The 17,821-nt window shown below is 33.5% G+C and carries 12 protein-coding genes and 2 pseudogenes; all 14 read left to right on the top strand.

The genetic code is table 11. The features are described from left to right. The first annotated feature begins 102 nt into the window (after positions 1 to 102). The 14 genes and pseudogenes from pnp to rny all read left to right on the top strand — a co-directional run bounded on the left by pnp (position 103) and on the right by rny (position 17,779). Complete coding sequence (gene pnp, locus ACM6UH_RS08715) at positions 103 to 2,196, top strand: polyribonucleotide nucleotidyltransferase (protein WP_047503628.1); 2,094 nt, start codon at positions 103 to 105, stop codon at positions 2,194 to 2,196. A 380-nt stretch (positions 2,197 to 2,576) separates the two neighbouring features. Then, on the top strand, positions 2,577 to 4,250 hold the full coding sequence (gene rnjB, locus ACM6UH_RS08710) for a ribonuclease J2 (protein ID WP_433911954.1): 1,674 nt from the start codon (positions 2,577 to 2,579) through the stop codon (positions 4,248 to 4,250). Positions 4,251 to 4,551: 301 nt separating this feature from the next. Further along, positions 4,552 to 5,437, top strand: a pseudogene (locus ACM6UH_RS08705) (cell division protein FtsK); the annotation flags it as partial. A 101-nt stretch (positions 5,438 to 5,538) separates the two neighbouring features. Further along, positions 5,539 to 7,002 (top strand): annotated as a pseudogene (locus tag ACM6UH_RS08700) (DNA translocase FtsK); the annotation flags it as partial. Between the two features lie 2 nt (positions 7,003 to 7,004). Further along, complete coding sequence (locus tag ACM6UH_RS08695) at positions 7,005 to 7,718, top strand: GntR family transcriptional regulator (protein WP_011303248.1); 714 nt, start codon at positions 7,005 to 7,007, stop codon at positions 7,716 to 7,718. 31 nt (positions 7,719 to 7,749) lie between these two features. Next, positions 7,750 to 9,018, top strand: coding sequence for an EF-P 5-aminopentanol modification-associated protein YfmF (yfmF, locus tag ACM6UH_RS08690; protein WP_225791758.1), 1,269 nt, complete (start codon positions 7,750 to 7,752; stop codon positions 9,016 to 9,018). Continuing rightward, entirely contained in the window at positions 9,018 to 10,310 is a 1,293-nt protein-coding gene (gene yfmH / locus ACM6UH_RS08685) for an EF-P 5-aminopentanol modification-associated protein YfmH (protein ID WP_047503636.1), read from the top strand. Before yfmF ends, yfmH begins: the two co-directional genes overlap by 1 nt. A gap of 2 nt (positions 10,311 to 10,312) precedes the next feature. Next, positions 10,313 to 11,017: an elongation factor P 5-aminopentanone reductase gene (gene ymfI, locus ACM6UH_RS08680; RefSeq protein ID WP_011303245.1), complete on the top strand. Its 705-nt coding sequence runs from the start codon at positions 10,313 to 10,315 to the stop codon at positions 11,015 to 11,017. Positions 11,018 to 11,358: 341 nt separating this feature from the next. After that, complete coding sequence (locus ACM6UH_RS08675; protein WP_002483440.1) at positions 11,359 to 12,189, top strand: DUF3388 domain-containing protein; 831 nt, start codon at positions 11,359 to 11,361, stop codon at positions 12,187 to 12,189. Positions 12,190 to 12,221: 32 nt separating this feature from the next. Continuing rightward, positions 12,222 to 12,614: a helix-turn-helix domain-containing protein gene (locus ACM6UH_RS08670; RefSeq protein WP_011303244.1), complete on the top strand. Its 393-nt coding sequence runs from the start codon at positions 12,222 to 12,224 to the stop codon at positions 12,612 to 12,614. Positions 12,615 to 12,664: 50 nt separating this feature from the next. Further along, on the top strand, positions 12,665 to 13,246 hold the full coding sequence (gene pgsA, locus ACM6UH_RS08665) for a CDP-diacylglycerol--glycerol-3-phosphate 3-phosphatidyltransferase (protein WP_011303243.1): 582 nt from the start codon (positions 12,665 to 12,667) through the stop codon (positions 13,244 to 13,246). 229 nt (positions 13,247 to 13,475) lie between these two features. Continuing rightward, entirely contained in the window at positions 13,476 to 14,618 is a 1,143-nt protein-coding gene (locus tag ACM6UH_RS08660; protein ID WP_011303242.1) for a CinA family nicotinamide mononucleotide deamidase-related protein, read from the top strand. Between the two features lie 175 nt (positions 14,619 to 14,793). Then, on the top strand, positions 14,794 to 15,843 hold the full coding sequence (gene recA / locus ACM6UH_RS08655; protein WP_002483436.1) for a recombinase RecA: 1,050 nt from the start codon (positions 14,794 to 14,796) through the stop codon (positions 15,841 to 15,843). Positions 15,844 to 16,219: 376 nt separating this feature from the next. Further along, positions 16,220 to 17,779, top strand: coding sequence for a ribonuclease Y (gene rny / locus ACM6UH_RS08650; protein WP_011303241.1), 1,560 nt, complete (start codon positions 16,220 to 16,222; stop codon positions 17,777 to 17,779). Positions 17,780 to 17,821: the final 42 nt, after the last annotated feature.

Raw genomic sequence — 17,821 nt, 5'->3', positions numbered from 1 at the left:
TATAATTTAGAACAGCTATTTTTTAAAAAGGAATATACTAATATAAAATTATTCTAAGAAATGATATGATAGAACTAATAGATATATGAGAGGAGATTCGTAATGTCTCAAGAGAAAAAAGTTTTTAAAACCGAATGGGCAAACAGATCATTAACGATTGAAACAGGTCAACTTGCTAAACAAGCTAATGGTGCCGTACTCGTTCGTTATGGTGATACAGTAGTTTTATCTACTGCAGTAGCTTCAAAAGAACCACGTGATGGTGACTTTTTCCCATTAATGGTTAACTATGAAGAAAAAATGTATGCAGCTGGTAAAATTCCAGGTGGATTTAAGAAACGTGAAGGTCGTCCAAGCGATGAAGCAACGTTAACTGCACGATTAATTGATAGACCAATCCGCCCATTGTTCCCTAAAGGTTATAAGTATGATGTTCAAATAATGAATACTGTACTTAGTGCTGATCCAGATTGTTCACCAGAAATGGCAGCTATGATAGGTTCATCTATGGCATTGAGTGTTTCTGACATTCCATTCCAAGGGCCTATTGCCGGTGTGAACGTGGGATATATTGATGGTGAATACGTAATCAATCCAACGGTAGCACAAAAAGAAGTGTCGCGTTTAGACCTAGAAGTTGCTGGTCATAAAGATGCAGTGAACATGGTTGAAGCGGGCGCTAGCGAAATTACTGAGAGTGAAATGCTAGAAGCTATTTTCTTTGGACATAGCGAAATTCAACGATTGGTTAATTTCCAACAAGAAATTGTTGATCATATCCAACCAAAGAAAAAAGCATTCGTTCCTGTAGAAAAAGATGAAGTATTAGTTGAAAAAGTTAAACAACTAACACAAGAGAACGGTTTAAAAGATGCTGTTTTAACATTTGATAAACAACAACGTGATATCAATTTAGATGCGCTCAAAGAAAAAGTAGCAGCTGAATTTATTGATGAAGAAGACGCAGATAACGAAGTGTTAATTAAAGAAGTGAATAGTATATTAAATGACTTAGTCAAAGAGGAAGTTAGACGTTTAATTGCTGAAGAAAAAATCAGACCTGATGGCCGTAAAACAGATGAAATTCGTCCATTAGAATCAGAAGTAGGTGTCTTACCTAGAGCGCATGGTTCTGGTTTGTTTACACGTGGTCAAACACAAGCACTATCTGTCCTAACTTTAGGTTCAATGAGTGAATATCAAATCCTAGACGGTTTAGGGGAAGAAGAACAGAAACGTTTCATGCATCATTATAACTTCCCAAACTACTCAGTAGGTGAAACGGGTCCTGTTCGTTCCCCAGGTCGTCGTGAAATTGGTCATGGTGCATTAGGTGAACGTGCATTGAGCCATATTATACCGGATTTGAAAGACTTCCCATATACTGTAAGAATTGTAAGTGAAGTATTAGAATCCAATGGTTCGTCTTCACAGGCATCAATTTGTGGGTCTACATTAGCATTAATGGATGCTGGTGTGCCGATTAAAGCACCTGTTGCAGGTATTGCTATGGGCTTAGTGACACGTGATGATAGTTATACAATCTTAACAGACATTCAAGGTATGGAAGATGCACTCGGCGATATGGACTTTAAAGTTGCAGGTACAGCTGAAGGTATCACTGCAATTCAAATGGATATTAAAATTGATGGTTTAACAAAAGAAATTATTAAAGAAGCGTTAGATCAAGCACGTGAAGGTCGTCTAGCTATATTAGATCACATGCTACAAACTATCGATACGTCTCGTAGCGAATTAAGTGCTTTTGCACCTAAAGTAGTTACGATGACAATTAAACCAGAGAAAATTAGAGATGTCATTGGACCTGGTGGTAAAAAAATTAATGAAATCATTGATGAAACTGGCGTGAAACTTGATATCGAACAAGATGGTACGATCTTTATTGGTGCAGTTGATAAAGATGCCATAGCACGTGCACGTTCAATCATTGAAGATATTACACGTGAAGCAGAAGTTGGACAAGTTTATGAAGGTAAAGTCAAACGTATTGAGAAATATGGTGCGTTTGTTGAATTATTCCCAGGTAAAGATGCACTTGTTCACATTTCGCAAATTGCGAATGAACGTATTGATAAAGTCGAAGATGTTTTAAAAGTCGGCGATATTTTCAAAATCAAAGTAACTGAAATTGACAAACAAGGTCGTGTCAATGCATCACATAAAGCATTACTATAAATTAGAGTTTTATCATAAAATTGGTATTGTAACTATAACGAGAGACTAGTTAACTGAATGTAACTTCCTACAATAGCATGTCATCGATTCTATTGTAGGAAGTATCACATTGCAGTATTTGCTAGTTTCTTTTTTTATATATATAAAAATGCTAATAAGGAAGTTTGTAATTATAAATAGTATATAAACGGAATTTCAGTTTGTGGAAAATTTTCAAGTCGCATTGTATATTAAGTCAATATAAATTGAGTAATTATAGAATTAAAATAGATATAAACTATTTGTTGTAATTACTTTAATAGTGTACATAAAGCGCATTTTAACTTATAATAAATTATGAGTTTATATATGGACGGGGAAATTAAATAGGAGGTAACATTTTGAGTTTAATAAAGAAAAAAAATAAAAACATTCGTATCATTCCACTCGGCGGAGTTGGAGAAATTGCGAAAAATATGTATATCGTCGAAGTGGACGATGAAATGTTTATGCTTGATGCTGGTTTAATGTTCCCAGAAGACGAAATGCTGGGCGTAGATATTGTTATTCCAGATATTCAATACGTAATAGAAAATAAAGAAAAATTAAAAGGGATCTTTCTAACGCATGGACACGAACATGCTATTGGTGCTGTAACGTATGTGTTAGAACAAGTTGATGCTCCGGTATACGGTTCGAAATTGACGATTGCTTTAATTAAAGAGAATATGAAAGCACGCAATGTTAATAAAAAAGTTAGATACTACACAGTGAATAATGAATCAGTGATGCGTTTTAAAGGGGTAAATGTCACTTTCTTTAATACGACGCACAGTATTCCAGATAGTTTAGGTATTTGTATCCATACTTCTTATGGCGCAATTGTTTATACGGGTGAATTTAAATTCGACCAAAGTTTACATGGACATTATGCACCAGATTTGAAGAAAATGACTGAGATAGGCGAAGCGGGGGTGTTTGCTTTAATTAGTGATTCGACTGAAGCTGAAAAGCCAAGTTATAATACACCAGAAAATGTGATCGAATCACATATGTACGATGCATTTACAAAAGTGAAGGGCAGATTAATTGTATCTTGTTATGCTTCTAATTTTATAAGAATTCAACAAGTATTAAATCTTGCGCAAAGATTAAATAGAAAAGTGTCATTCTTAGGACGTTCACTTGAAAGCTCATTTAACATTGCTAGAAAAATGGGATATTTTGATATTTCAAAAGATTTATTAATTCCAATCAATGAAGTTGAAAATTATCCTAAGAATGAAGTGATTATCATAGCCACTGGTATGCAAGGTGAACCTGTTGAAGCGCTTAGTCAAATGGCTCAGAAAAAGCATAAGATAATGAATATCGAACCAGGGGACTCTGTCTTTTTAACTATTACAGCTTCTGCCAATATGGAAGTGATAGTAGGTAATACTTTAAATGAATTAGTACGTGCAGGTGCTGAAATTATACCAAATAGTAAAAAAATTCATGCTTCTAGTCATGGTTGCATGGAAGAGTTGAAGATGATGATTAACATAATGAAACCAGAATACTTTATACCAGTAAATGGTGAATTTAAAATGCAAATTTCTCATGCTAAATTAGCTAATGAAGCAGGTGTACAACCTGAAAAAATCTTCCTTGTAGAAAAAGGCGATGTTGTTAACTACGATGGTGAAGAAATGATTTTAAATGAAAAAGTAAATTCTGGAAATGTACTTATTGATGGTATCGGTGTAGGAGATGTCGGTAATATCGTATTAAGGGATCGTCATTTATTAGCGGAAGACGGTATATTTATTGCTGTGGTTACGCTTGATCCAAAAAATAGAAGAATAGCGGCAGGTCCAGAAATTCAATCAAGAGGTTTCGTTTATGTAAGAGAAAGTGAAGCACTTTTAAATGAAGCTGAAGAAAAAGTCCGTGAAATTGTCGAATTAGGTTTACAAGAGAAACGCATTGAATGGTCTGAAATTAAACAGAGTATGCGTGATCAAATTAGTAAATTATTATTTGAAAATACGAAACGTCGTCCGATGATTATTCCAGTTATTTCTGAAATTTAATAATTTCAATACTAAACAAAGAGGTTAAGACATACGCTTAGGTAAATATATTTAAAAGTAGATTAAGGTGACATGTTAAGCAATTTTGCCATAAATCCAACCTTTAAATGCACTAAGAGCGAAAAAATGTCTTACCTCTTTTATGTTATTATGTAAGAATGCGAAACTTTATTTATACATAAATATTAATAACTATGAGAAACTTGCATATATTTTAAACGAAAATGTTATATCACATATGTAGGAATTGAACATATGATGACGCATATTTGAAAACTGAGTCGAAAAGAAGGTGTTAAATTTGGCACAAACGAAAAAAAGATCAACAGCTAAGCGAAAACCTGCAAATACAAGAAGAAAGACATCGAATAAGAAGAAACAACAAGGTGATCATCCCTTAAGATATATATTGGCAATTGCAATTTTTGTCATCATCGTCTTAGGTGCTTTTCAACTTGGTATAGTGGGAACAATGATTGATAGTTTCTTTAATTATTTATTTGGTAACAGTAGATTTTTAACTTATATACTTATTTTGATTGGAACTATATTCATTACATATTATAAAGCATTACCTAAAACGAGACGTACAGTGGGTGCCTTCGTATTACAATTAGCTTTATTGCTAGTTACACATATTGTTTTTTATTTTACAAACAAGGTACAAGCGCAACGGGAACCAGTATTGTCATTTGTATATAGTTCATATAAACATACGAATTTTCCGAATTTTGGCGGAGGACTCTTAGGTCATTATTTATTATCGATATCTATACCGCTTATTTCAATTGTAGGTATTATTATTGTCACAATTTTACTTATAGCTTCAAGTATTATTTTACTTTTAAAACAAAAGCACCGAGATGTATCTAAAATATTATTTGAAAAGTTAAAAGTTAAAAGTCAGGATGCTTCAGAAAATTATAAAGAAAAGCGCAAACAAAATAAAATCAAAAAAGAAGCGAATGCACGCGTAAAAGCTGAGAAGAAAGCTGAGCGTGAGAAACAACAACTAGAAGCGAGTGAGCAACAAGACATTAAAGATGTTAGCGAGCTAGAAGAAGTACCAAACGAAACAAGTAACCAACAATTATCTATCCCTATATACGGACATAGTGAAAATGATGAAGAATCTACAAATCAAAGTCCAAATACTAAAAAACAACGTACTAAACGCATGTACGATCATGAAGCGGATAATGTTCAACATACAGAGCATGATACAAATGATGCGGATTTGGCTTCATTAGATCAATCTATGGATGCTACTGAAGAAACTGAAGATAGTCAAAGCGATGCGGTTAACTCGATTTCAGAAGCTGGAGAAGTGGAAAACGAGGCATACACGATTCCACCACTCTCATTACTTAAGCAACCAGCGAAACAAAAAGCAACTTCAAAAGCAGAAGTTCAGAAAAAGGGGCAACTGCTAGAAACAACACTTAAAAATTTTGGTGTAGATGCTAGAGTGACACAAATAAAAATCGGTCCTGCGGTAACACAATATGAAATTCAACCTGCACAAGGTGTTAAAGTAAGTAAAATTGTAAACTTGCACAATGATATCGCACTTGCACTTGCAGCTAAGGATATTCGTATTGAAGCACCTATTCCAGGACGTTCTGCAGTGGGTATTGAAGTACCAAATGACAAAATTTCACTTGTATCACTTAAAGAAGTATTAGATGAGAAGTTCCCTGCAAAAAATAAATTAGAAGTAGGATTAGGAAGAGATATCTCAGGTGATCCTATAACAGTTGAATTAAATAAAATGCCTCATTTACTTGTTGCTGGATCTACAGGTAGTGGTAAATCCGTATGTATCAATGGTATTATCACTAGTATTTTACTTAATGCAAAGCCGCATGAAGTAAAACTTATGTTAATTGATCCGAAAATGGTAGAATTGAATGTATATAATGGGATTCCCCATTTATTGATACCGGTAGTTACAAATCCTCATAAGGCATCTCAAGCTTTAGAAAAAGTTGTGGCCGAAATGGAGCGTCGTTATGATTTATTCCAACATTCATCTACAAGAAATATAGAAGGTTACAACGAAGCGATTAGAAGACAAAATCTTGAGCTAGATGAAAAACAAGCTGAACTACCTTATATCGTGGTTATTGTGGATGAATTAGCTGATTTAATGATGGTTGCTGGTAAAGAAGTAGAAAATGCAATTCAAAGAATTACTCAAATGGCTCGTGCAGCAGGCATTCATTTAATCATTGCAACACAACGTCCTTCTGTGGATGTGATTACTGGTTTAATCAAAAATAACATTCCAAGTAGAATTGCTTTTGCTGTTAGTTCACAAACGGATTCTAGAACGATTATTGATAGCGGTGGCGCAGACAAGCTATTAGGAAAAGGTGACATGCTATATGTTGCAAATGGTGGTTCTACAAGAACGCGTGTGCAGGGTGCATTTTTAAGCGATCAAGAAGTGCAAGACATTGTTAATTATGTAGTAGAACAGCAAAAAGCGAATTATGTTAAAGAAATGGAACCAGACACACCAGTAGAAAAATCAGAAATGAAGAGTGAAGATACGCTTTATGATGAAGCATATTTATTTGTCATTGAACAACAAAAAGCGAGTACTTCTTTATTACAAAGACAATTTAGAATTGGTTATAATCGCGCTTCCAGATTAATGGACGATTTAGAACGAAATCAAGTTATTGGACCACAAAAAGGAAGTAAACCTAGACAAATATTAGTGGATTTAGATAGTGATGAGGTGTAAAAATGGAACTGACTTCTGTTTATAAAGTTAAAGAGTGGATGATACAACAAATCAAAGATGGCAAATTACAACATGGTGAACCATTACCAAGTAATTTAGCAATAGCTAGAACATTAAATGTAAAGACAGATGATGTCTATGATGCAGTAGATGAATTAATCACTGAACAAGTTTTATCAAATAATTTAGAAGAAGGTGCACGTGTTAAATCACTGCACCCATTCTATTATCCTTTAGGAGAAGTTGTAAGTATAAGTAGAATGATTGAAGATCAGGGTTATAGTGCTGGGACAGAATATATTAGTTTTGATGAAAAACCAGCGACCTCATTAGATTCAAAACGATTAAATATTGCAGATAAGGCAAACGTTACAATTATAGAACGTGTCAGAACGGCAAATAAGAAACCCGTAGTATATTGTTTAGATAAAGTGCCTGCGAGTGACTTAACATGCGCACAATATCAAAATAGCGATGAATCGCTACTAGGTGCTATCGAAGCACATACGGGAAAAAAAGTGGCATATGCTGATACTGAAATGGAGGCCATCAGTTATGAGCCGCACATTTCAGACATCTTAGGTGCATCACCACATGAAGGGCTTATGTTATTGAAATTAGTCCATTATGATAAAGATGACCAACCAATACTTTATTCTTTTAATTATTTCAAAAGTAGTTTAGTAAAATTTAAAACGGTTAAAAATAGTTTATAATAAGAAATTTATGAAAGTGAGGCATGACAATTTGAAGAACAAAAATACTCAGAATGACATACATATTAAAGTAATGCCAACTACAAAATTTAAAACGACCACAATAACGTTGAAATTTATGGCTCCCTTAGAAAGTGACACCATGACTGCGCGTTCGATTCTAAGCAAAGTATTAGTTCGAGCAACCAAACAATGGCCTACAGATAAAGCATTCAATAGACATTTATCACATTTATATGGCGCCTATGTGAATAGTTTTGTTTCAAAATTTAAAGATAAGCATGTTATAAGCATTTCATTAGAGTTAATTAATGAACGTTATTTGAAAGACCAAACACCATTATTTGAAAAAGGTGTGGCATTGTTAAAAGAAATTATTTGGAACCCGTTAGTGACTGATCAACAATTTGATGAGGTTTTTGTGTCACAAGAAAAATCTTTATTAGGTAAAAAACTAGAAGCGATGGTTGATAACAAATCGCAGATTTCATTTTTAAATTTATTAAAACATATGTTTGGAGAACATCCTTATAGACATTTGGCTACAGGTCAAATAGAATGCATAAAAAGTGTAACGCCAGAAACTTTATACGATACATATCAATCTATGCTACAAAATGATTACTGTGCAGTTTACGTCGTTGGTAACGTAGATGAAGCACAAGTTAAAACGCAATTGAAAACTTATTTCGATATCAAACCTTTCCACTTTGAATTAACGCAAGACGCACCTATGAAACAAGCACATACATTACCACAAGAAATTGTTGAAGTGGACGATGTAGATCAAGCTAAGTTGAATATGGGCTTTAGAATGCCTGCAAAATATGGCGACGCAGCGTATTTTACAATGGTTGTATTTAATGTAATGTTCGGTGGTGACCCTTCATCTGTATTATTTAATGAAGTCCGTGAAAAACAAAGTTTGGCATATTCAATTCATTCACAAATTGATGCAAAAAATGGCTTCATGTTTGTATTGAGTGGTGTATCCATAGATAAATATGAAGTTGCAAAAGATACAATTATCAAAGAATTTGAAAAGTTCCAAAACGGTCAATTTGAAGAAGATAAGCTAGCATTAGCTAAAAAAGTAATTCTTTCGCAGAGACAAGAATCACATGACAGACCAAAAAGTATGATAGAAATTTTAAACAACAATATCTTATTAGATGAGCCCATGTCAGAAGAAAGTTATTTTGAAGGTATCCAAAGTGTTACAAAATCAGATGTGCAACAATTAGCGCAAGCGGTTGTGCTTGATACCATTTATATTCTGACAAAAGGAGGTAATGACTAATGCGAGAAAATTATTATGAACAAATAGATGAACGTGTATTTGAAGCAGAATTAAATAATGGATTGAAATTATTTATCATCCCCAAAAAAGGGTTCCAAAAAACATTTGTGACGTATACTACAAAGTTCGGCTCGTTAGATAATAAATTTAAGCCACATGGTAGTGATACTTTTGTCACTGTTCCAGATGGTGTAGCGCATTTCTTAGAACATAAATTGTTTGAAAACGATGATGATAGTGAAGATTTATTTACGGCATTTGCTGAAGATAATGCACAAGTCAATGCATTCACTAGTTTTGATCGTACAAGTTATCTATTTAGTGCAACAGATCATGTGGAGCGTAATATTAAACGCTTATTAACAATGGTTGAGTCACCTTATTTCACTAAAGAAACAGTAGATAAAGAAAAAGGCATCATAGCTGAAGAAATTAAAATGTACCAAGAACAGCCTGGTTACAAATTAATGTTTAATACATTGAAAGCTATGTATGATACACATCCTATTCGTGTGGATATTGCAGGCAGTGTAGAGAGTATTTATGAGATTACTAAAGATGATCTTTATTTATGTTATGAGACATTTTATCATCCATCGAATATGGTACTCTTTGTTGTCGGCGATGTAGATGTAGCAAATATTTATGATGTCGTGGCAACGCATGAAAATCAACGCGATAAAGAAGCACAACCGCAAATAGTTAGAGATCCATTGATAGAAAAAGCAACTGTAAATGAATCCAAAGTGACTGAAACTATGAAATTGCAATCACCTCGATTGATGTTAGGCTTTAAAAACAATCCGTTAGTTGATGAACCCGACGCATCTTTTGTAAAGAGAGATTTAGAGATGACACTTTTCTATGAAATGTTATTTGGTGAAGAAACAGATTTTTATCAATCTTTACTTAACGAAGATCTAATTGATGAGACATTTGGATATCAATTTGTATTAGAACCGACATATAGTTTCTCAGTAATTACGAGCGCAACACAGTATCCTGATAAATTAAAAGCGTTACTTTTAACAGAAATTGAAAACAACCAAGGACAACTGAATGATGAAGAAGCATTTAGTTTACTAAAAAAACAATTCATAGGTGAATTTATTTCAGGGTTAAATTCTCCGGAATACATAGCGAACCAATATACGAAATTATATTTTGAAGGCGTAAGTTTATTCGATTTATTGGAAATTGTTGAAAGCATCACTTTAGAGAGTGTAAACGAAACTTCAAAAATGTGCTTGAACCTAGAGCAAGTTGTTGATAGTCGTTTGGAGATGAAATAAAAATGAAGGCATTAGTGATGGGTGGTTCTGGTAGTATAGGTACAGCTATCGTTGATCGTCTATTGTATGACGGTTATGAAGTTATCATTCAGTATAATCAGGCTAATGTTGATACACTGCAGTCGCAATATAAAAGTCAGCCTGTACAATTCATACAAATAGATTTAATGCAGGACATCGATTTTGCGGATTACTTTGATTTTATTACTAATTTGGATTGCCTTATTTATGCGAGTGGCACTGCATTATATGGACAAATACAAGATATGACTGACGAAATGATTGATTTAGCTTATCAAATTCACGTAAAACAATTCATACGTGTTTGTAGGTATTTTGTTGATCAACTAAGACAAAGTCAGAGTGGTAGGATTGTTGTTATTTCATCTATTTGGGGTGAAACAGGTGCAAGTATGGAATCAGTTTATTCTGCAATGAAAGGTGCCCAAATTGCTTTTGTAAAAGCATTGAGTCAAGAACTTGCAATGACTTCAGTAACGGTGAACGCTATTGCACCCGGTTTGGTAAGTGGTAATATGGCTAGAGTTTGGAGTGAAGCGGAATTGGCAGCAATTACTGAAGACTTGCCACAACAAAGATTGATAGATCCGACTGAAATTGCTCACACATGTAGTTATCTATGTCATCCTTTTGCGAAAAGTATCACCGGAACAATTCAAAAAGTGAATGGCGCTTGGTACTTGTAAATAATTTAAGTAAACTATAGAAAATAAAACAACTTTGAAACATTCAATGATATAATGTCAGTAAGTATGAGGAAGTAATTTTCTAAAAAGTTTTGTATTACTATTTAACTTAGATGACTGATGAAAGGATTATTATAGCTAAAGTGAAGTAGCACGTTTGTAGTTCATTCTAGTCGTTAGTTGTTCATATGATCTAATAGGATGATTCTTATATTTATGCTCAGCCAATAAAACAAAACGTCAATGATATAATTTATAAAATAATGTTTATTTAAAGTGTATCATTTGCTGTTTATCATAAAAGACAACATATGGTTTATAAACAAAGGGGTGTTTATTTCATGACAGTAGCAACTAAAAAAGAATGGTATTTAGAATATGAGATAACAATGAACCGAGCTGGCCTTTTAGGAGATGTTTCTAGTTTATTAGGTTTGATGGGAATTAGTATTGTGACTATCAATGGTATTGATGAAGGTCGTAGAGGGCTATTAATAAAGTCAGATAGTCTAGATAAAGTGCATAGATTTGAAAATATCGTAACAGAAATAGATGATATATCTATAACAAAATTGCGTAAACCAGAGTTACGTGATCGTTTAGCTGTGAGACATGGAAGATACATAGAACAAGATGCAGATGATAAAAAAACGTTTCGTTTTGAAAGAGATGATTTAGGTTTACTTGTTGATTTTATGGCAGAATTATTTAAAGAGAAAGGCCATAAATTAATTGGTATTAGAGGTATGCCGAGAGTAGGTAAAACTGAATCAATCGTTGCAGGTAGTGTGTGTGCGCACAAGAGATGGTTATTTATCAGTTCAACGTTAATTAAACAGACTGTTCGTAGCTCTTTAATTAAAGGAGAATATGATTCTGATCATGTTTATATTATCGACGGTGCAGTCACAGCGAGAGAGTCTAGTCAAAAACATCAAGAATTAGTTAAAGAAGTTATGAGTTTACCAGCAATAAAAGTAGTCGAACATCCTGACTTGTTCGTTGAAACGAGTGATTATGAAATGAGTGATTTTGACTATATCATCGAATTACGAGAAAATAAAAATCAAGAAATTCAATATGAAGAAATGAAAAAGAAAACAGTTAAAAGTAAAAATAACTTAGATTTTGGTGATGATACGTTTGGTGGCGGATTTGGATTTTTTGAATAAAATATGAATAGTTATTGAGGAGGACTAACATTTTGAATTTAGTTGGTCAAACTTTAAAAGGACGTCGAGAACGTTTAGGTATGACACTAAACGAACTTGAAACGCGTACCCAAATAAAAAGAGAAACACTTACACTGATTGAGAATAATGATTTTGAATCGTTGAAAAATGTAAATTATGCAGAAGGTTTTATTAGGAAATATGCAAAAGCAGTGAATATCGACTCAGTACAGTTAATTGAGGCGCATAGAGAAGAAATTCCTAGTAATGATGAATCGCTTCAAAATGCAATAACTGCTTTTTCAAAAGAAGATAAACCGACTTATCGAACTAAAAATAAAGAACCATTGCAAGTGGCCGTTGTAATAAGTATATTTGTTATTATTACAGCACTTTTATGGATTTTTTCAGTATTAATTTTTTAATCTGTAAGTCCAAGTACGTCATAAGTTATAAATAGAAAAGAGGACTTTGTATGAATATACCGAATTGGATAACTGTATTTAGAGTTATACTCATTCCAATCTTCCTATTGTTTGCTCTAGCGAATTTTGGATTTGGTAAAATTTCATTTATCGGTGGTAATGAAATTAGAATAGAATTATTAATTAGTGGCATTATTTTTATCGTCGCATCATTAAGTGACTTTGTAGATGGTTACTTAGCGCGTAAATGGGAACTTGTAACAAACATGGGTAAATTTTTAGATCCATTAGCAGATAAATTACTAGTATCAAGTGCTTTGATTGCGCTCGTACAAGTAGATTTAACCAATTCTGTAGTTGCAATTATTATTATTGCTCGAGAATTTGCTGTTACGGGATTACGCTTATTACAAATAGAACAAGGTTTTGTTAGTGCTGCAGGTCAGTTAGGTAAAATAAAAACTGCTGTTACTATGGTTGCCCTTGTTTGGATTCTTTTAGGCGATCCATTGTCTAGCTGGATTGGTTTTGAATTAGGACAGGTATTACTATATATCGGTGTATTTTTCACTATCCTATCAGGAATTGAATATTTTTATAAAGGTAGAGATGTGTTTAAGGCAAAATCATAAACACATTAACATCATAACGCTATAAATCGGGGCATGTAGATAATTTGGACATGCTTCGATTTTTTTAATTTTTATAAACAAGTCGTATAGAAGCGCTTTTACATGAACGAATCTTTCGTTATTTATGGTTTTTCATTTTATAATATAGGGAAGTAGAAATATATTGTTAATTAGAAGCTATAAGGAATAAATTATTTACAAAAATGTAAATGTCTCAGGAGGAAACGTTTTGAATATATCTATTATTGCGGTAGGATCAGAATTATTATTAGGACAAATCGCTAATACTAATGGTCAATACTTATCAAAATTATTTAATAGTGCTGGCCATAATGTGGTTGAACATACAGTGATTGGTGATAACCCACAAAGATTAGAGAGAGTAATTAATAAAGCATTAGAAAATTATGATACCGTTATATTAACTGGAGGCTTGGGCCCTACAAAAGATGATTTAACTAAGCATACAGTTGCGAAAGTATTAGATCGAGATTTAGTTATCGATCAAAATGCACTCGACTACATCGAACAATATTTTAATGAACAAAACGTCGAAATGACGCCAAATAACCGTCAACAAGCGTTAGTCATTGAAGGTGCGCATGTCTTGGATAATAAGGTCGGTATGGCCCCAGGAATGCTTGTCCAACAACATGGAAAGCAAATTGCTTTGTTACCAGGTCCACCAAAAGAAATGAAATCGATGGCTAAAGAGGCGTTATTACCTTATTTTATAAATGGTGAAAATACAATATTTTCAGAATTACTTCGCTTTGCGGGTATAGGAGAATCAAAGGTCGAAACAGAATTAATGGATTTAATCGATCAACAAACGAACCCTACGATAGCGCCATTAGCTGGGTCTCACGAAGTCAATGTAAGATTGACAGCAAGTGGTGAGACACAACAAGTATGTGAAACGTTAATAGCGCCGCTTAAAGAAGAAATTTTAGAACGTATCGGTAAATATTATTATGGTTCTGATGATATTGTTATAGAACAAGCATTTATGAATAATATGACAAAAACATTTGCCATTTATGATGGGGTGACAGATGGTATATTATTTTATCGGATGAAAAATTTTGATAATAATCAGTTACTTCAAGGTATGTTATCTCACCACACGCAATTTATAGATGAACGTGATATAATAACATCTCAACTTTCAGTATCTGCTCAGATTGTCAAAGACATGTTTAACACGGAAATAGGTATTTCAGTGATACATCAACATGATACGGTATATTTAGGTATTTTAGAAAATGATGAATTAGCTGTACAATCATTTAAAATGACACAAAGAAGACATTTAATTAAAAGCAGAACTCAAAATTATGTGTTGATTAGATTACTAAATTGGTTTAAATAAATACGAACAGTATACAGAAAACGCGAAAAATAGCACGTGTGTTCTATTTTAGCATTATTGAATTCAAATATTAGCGAACAAATATTCGCAAAATACTTGCGAAATTATCTGAATCAAGGTATAGTGAATATAAGATATTTTTTCGAGAGATAAATCTCATTTAGGAGGTCCAGCATTGGATAACGATCGTCAAAAAGCTTTAGATACGGTAATTAAAAATATGGAGAAATCATTTGGTAAAGGTGCTGTTATGAAATTAGGCGACAACAAAGCGCGCAAAGTTTCGAGTGTATCAAGTGGTTCTGTAACATTAGATAATGCTTTAGGTGTAGGTGGTTACCCTAAAGGAAGAATCGTAGAAATTTATGGTCCAGAAAGTTCTGGTAAAACAACTGTAGCGTTACATGCTATCGCTGAAGTACAAAAAAATGGCGGTGTTGCAGCGTTCATAGATGCTGAGCATGCATTAGATCCTGTTTACGCAGAAGCTTTAGGCGTAGATATACAAAATTTATATTTATCTCAACCTGATCATGGGGAACAAGGTTTAGAAATTGCCGAAGCATTTGTTAGAAGTGGCGCTGTTGATATCGTTGTGGTCGATTCAGTTGCTGCGCTTACACCTAAAGCTGAAATTGAAGGTGAAATGGGAGATACGCACGTTGGTTTGCAAGCACGTCTTATGTCCCAAGCCTTGAGAAAGCTTTCCGGTGCAATTTCAAAATCAAATACAACAGCAGTATTTATCAACCAAATCCGTGAAAAAGTTGGTGTGATGTTCGGTAATCCTGAAGTTACACCAGGTGGACGTGCTTTGAAATTCTATAGCTCTGTTCGTTTAGAAGTGCGCCGTGCGGAACAATTGAAACAAGGTCAAGAAATTGTTGGTAATAGAACAAAAATTAAAGTCGTTAAGAATAAAGTAGCACCACCATTTAGAGTTGCAGAAGTTGATATTATGTATGGTAAAGGTATCTCTAAAGAAGGAGAATTAATTGACCTAGGTGCTGAACATGAAATTGTAAATAAATCAGGGGCTTGGTATTCATACAATGGTGAACGTATGGGACAAGGTAAAGAAAATGTGAAATTATACCTCAAAGAAAACCCTGCTATTCGAGAAGAAATTGATCAAAAATTACGGGAAAAATTAGGTATCTTTGACGGTGACGTTGAAGAAAAAGAAGCTGAAAGTCCTGCTACACTTTTTGATGAGGAAGAATAACTAAAGTTCTGGTTATCAGTAGAGCGTTATAAAATATAATTTGAGTTATTTATTACTAATAACATAATAATAAGCTTAGACATTCAAGCGTGTCTAAGCTTATTTTTTGTATATGAATAAGAATATAAAAATATTATATGAAAATATTTTTCATTTCAAATGTGCTGTGAGTTAAGTAAGCGCAATCGGTAAAGTAAATATTGTGTAAAAGGAACGCTTCAAATATTGAATTAATGTGTATGGAAACCTTGACACTTCTTAGCTGTAAACCGTACAATTACATTGTATGATTCTTTTAGAACTTCATATAATCATATTTAATCATATTGAAATTTGATATACAGAGCAAAATCCTAGATAAAAAGGGGGTGTTTGTGTGAATTTATTAGGCCTCCTACTCATTTTGCTAGGTATTATTCTCGGAGTTGTTGTAGGGTATATTGTTGCCCGAAATTTGTTGCATCAAAAGCAATTACAAGCAGGACAAACTGCCGAAGATATTATCGAACAAGGTAATAAAGAAGCAGAGAATATTAAGAAGGAAAAGCTCCTAGAAGCTAAAGAAGAAAATCAAATCATAAAAGAGCAAAGTGAAATTGAACTTCGTGAAAGACGTGGTGATCTTCAAAAGCAGGAAGCAAGACTTCTACAAAAAGAAGAAAACTTAGAGCGAAAATCTGATCTATTAGATAAAAAAGATGAGATTTTAGAGCAAAAAGAGTCTAAACTTGAAGAACGACAACAACAAGTAGATGCAAAAGAGAGTAGTGTTCAAACATTAATAAATAAGCATGAACAAGAATTAGAACGCATCTCTGGTCTCACTCAAGCAGAAGCTGCACAAGAGCAACTTCAAAGAGTTGAAGATGAATTGTCACAAGATATTGCAATACTTGTTAAGGAAAAAGAGAGAGAAGCAAAAGAAGCAGTCGATAAAAATGCAAAAGAACTATTAGCAACTACTGTTCAAAGGTTAGCTGCAGAGCATACTTCTGAATCTACAGTTTCTGTTGTTAATTTACCGAATGACGAAATGAAAGGTCGAATCATTGGTAGAGAAGGTAGAAATATCAGAACGTTAGAAACGTTAACTGGTATTGACTTAATTATAGATGATACACCAGAAGCCGTAATTCTTTCTGGTTTTGACCCAATTAGACGTGAAATTGCAAGAACTGCATTAGTAAATCTTGTTTCGGATGGTCGAATCCATCCTGGACGAATTGAAGATATGGTAGACAAAGCTCGAAAAGAAGTAGACGACATTATTAGAGATGCAGGGGAACAAGCTACATTTGAAATAAATGTACATAACATGCATCCAGATCTTGTTAAGATCTTAGGTCGTTTACAGTATCGTACTAGCTATGGACAAAATGTATTGAAACATTCTATCGAAGTTGCTCACTTAAGTGGTATGTTAGCAGCAGAATTAGGTGAGGATATTACATTAGCTAAACGTGCTGGCTTACTTCATGATGTTGGTAAAGCTATTGATCACGAAGTAGAAGGTAGCCATGTTGAAATCGGTGTAGAATTAGCGAAAAAATACGCTGAAAATGAAACAGTCATTAATGCAATACATTCCCATCATGGTGATGTTGAACCAACTTCAATTATTTCTATCTTGGTTGCTGCAGCAGATGCACTTTCAGCTGCGAGACCGGGTGCTCGTAAAGAGACTTTAGAAAATTATATTAGAAGATTGGAAAGATTAGAAACACTATCTGAAAGTTATGAAGGTGTTGAGAAAGCATTCGCAATCCAAGCAGGTAGAGAAATTCGAGTTATTGTATCACCAGATACTATCGACGACTTAAAATCACATCGCTTAGCAAGAGATATTAAGAGCCAAATTGAAGATGAACTTCAATATCCAGGTCATATAAAAGTGACAGTTGTTCGTGAGACTAGAGCAATTGAATATGCAAAATAAAAGTTAATTATTAAACGATTAATTTTTGAAATTTAAACAAAC

The sequence above is a fragment of the Staphylococcus sp. LKG4-2 genome (genome assembly GCF_050955665.1).
GTDB classification, from domain to species: domain Bacteria; phylum Bacillota; class Bacilli; order Staphylococcales; family Staphylococcaceae; genus Staphylococcus; species Staphylococcus saprophyticus.
The sequence above is the reverse complement of the archived record's forward strand: the minus strand, read 5'-3'. Positions and strand labels throughout refer to the sequence as shown.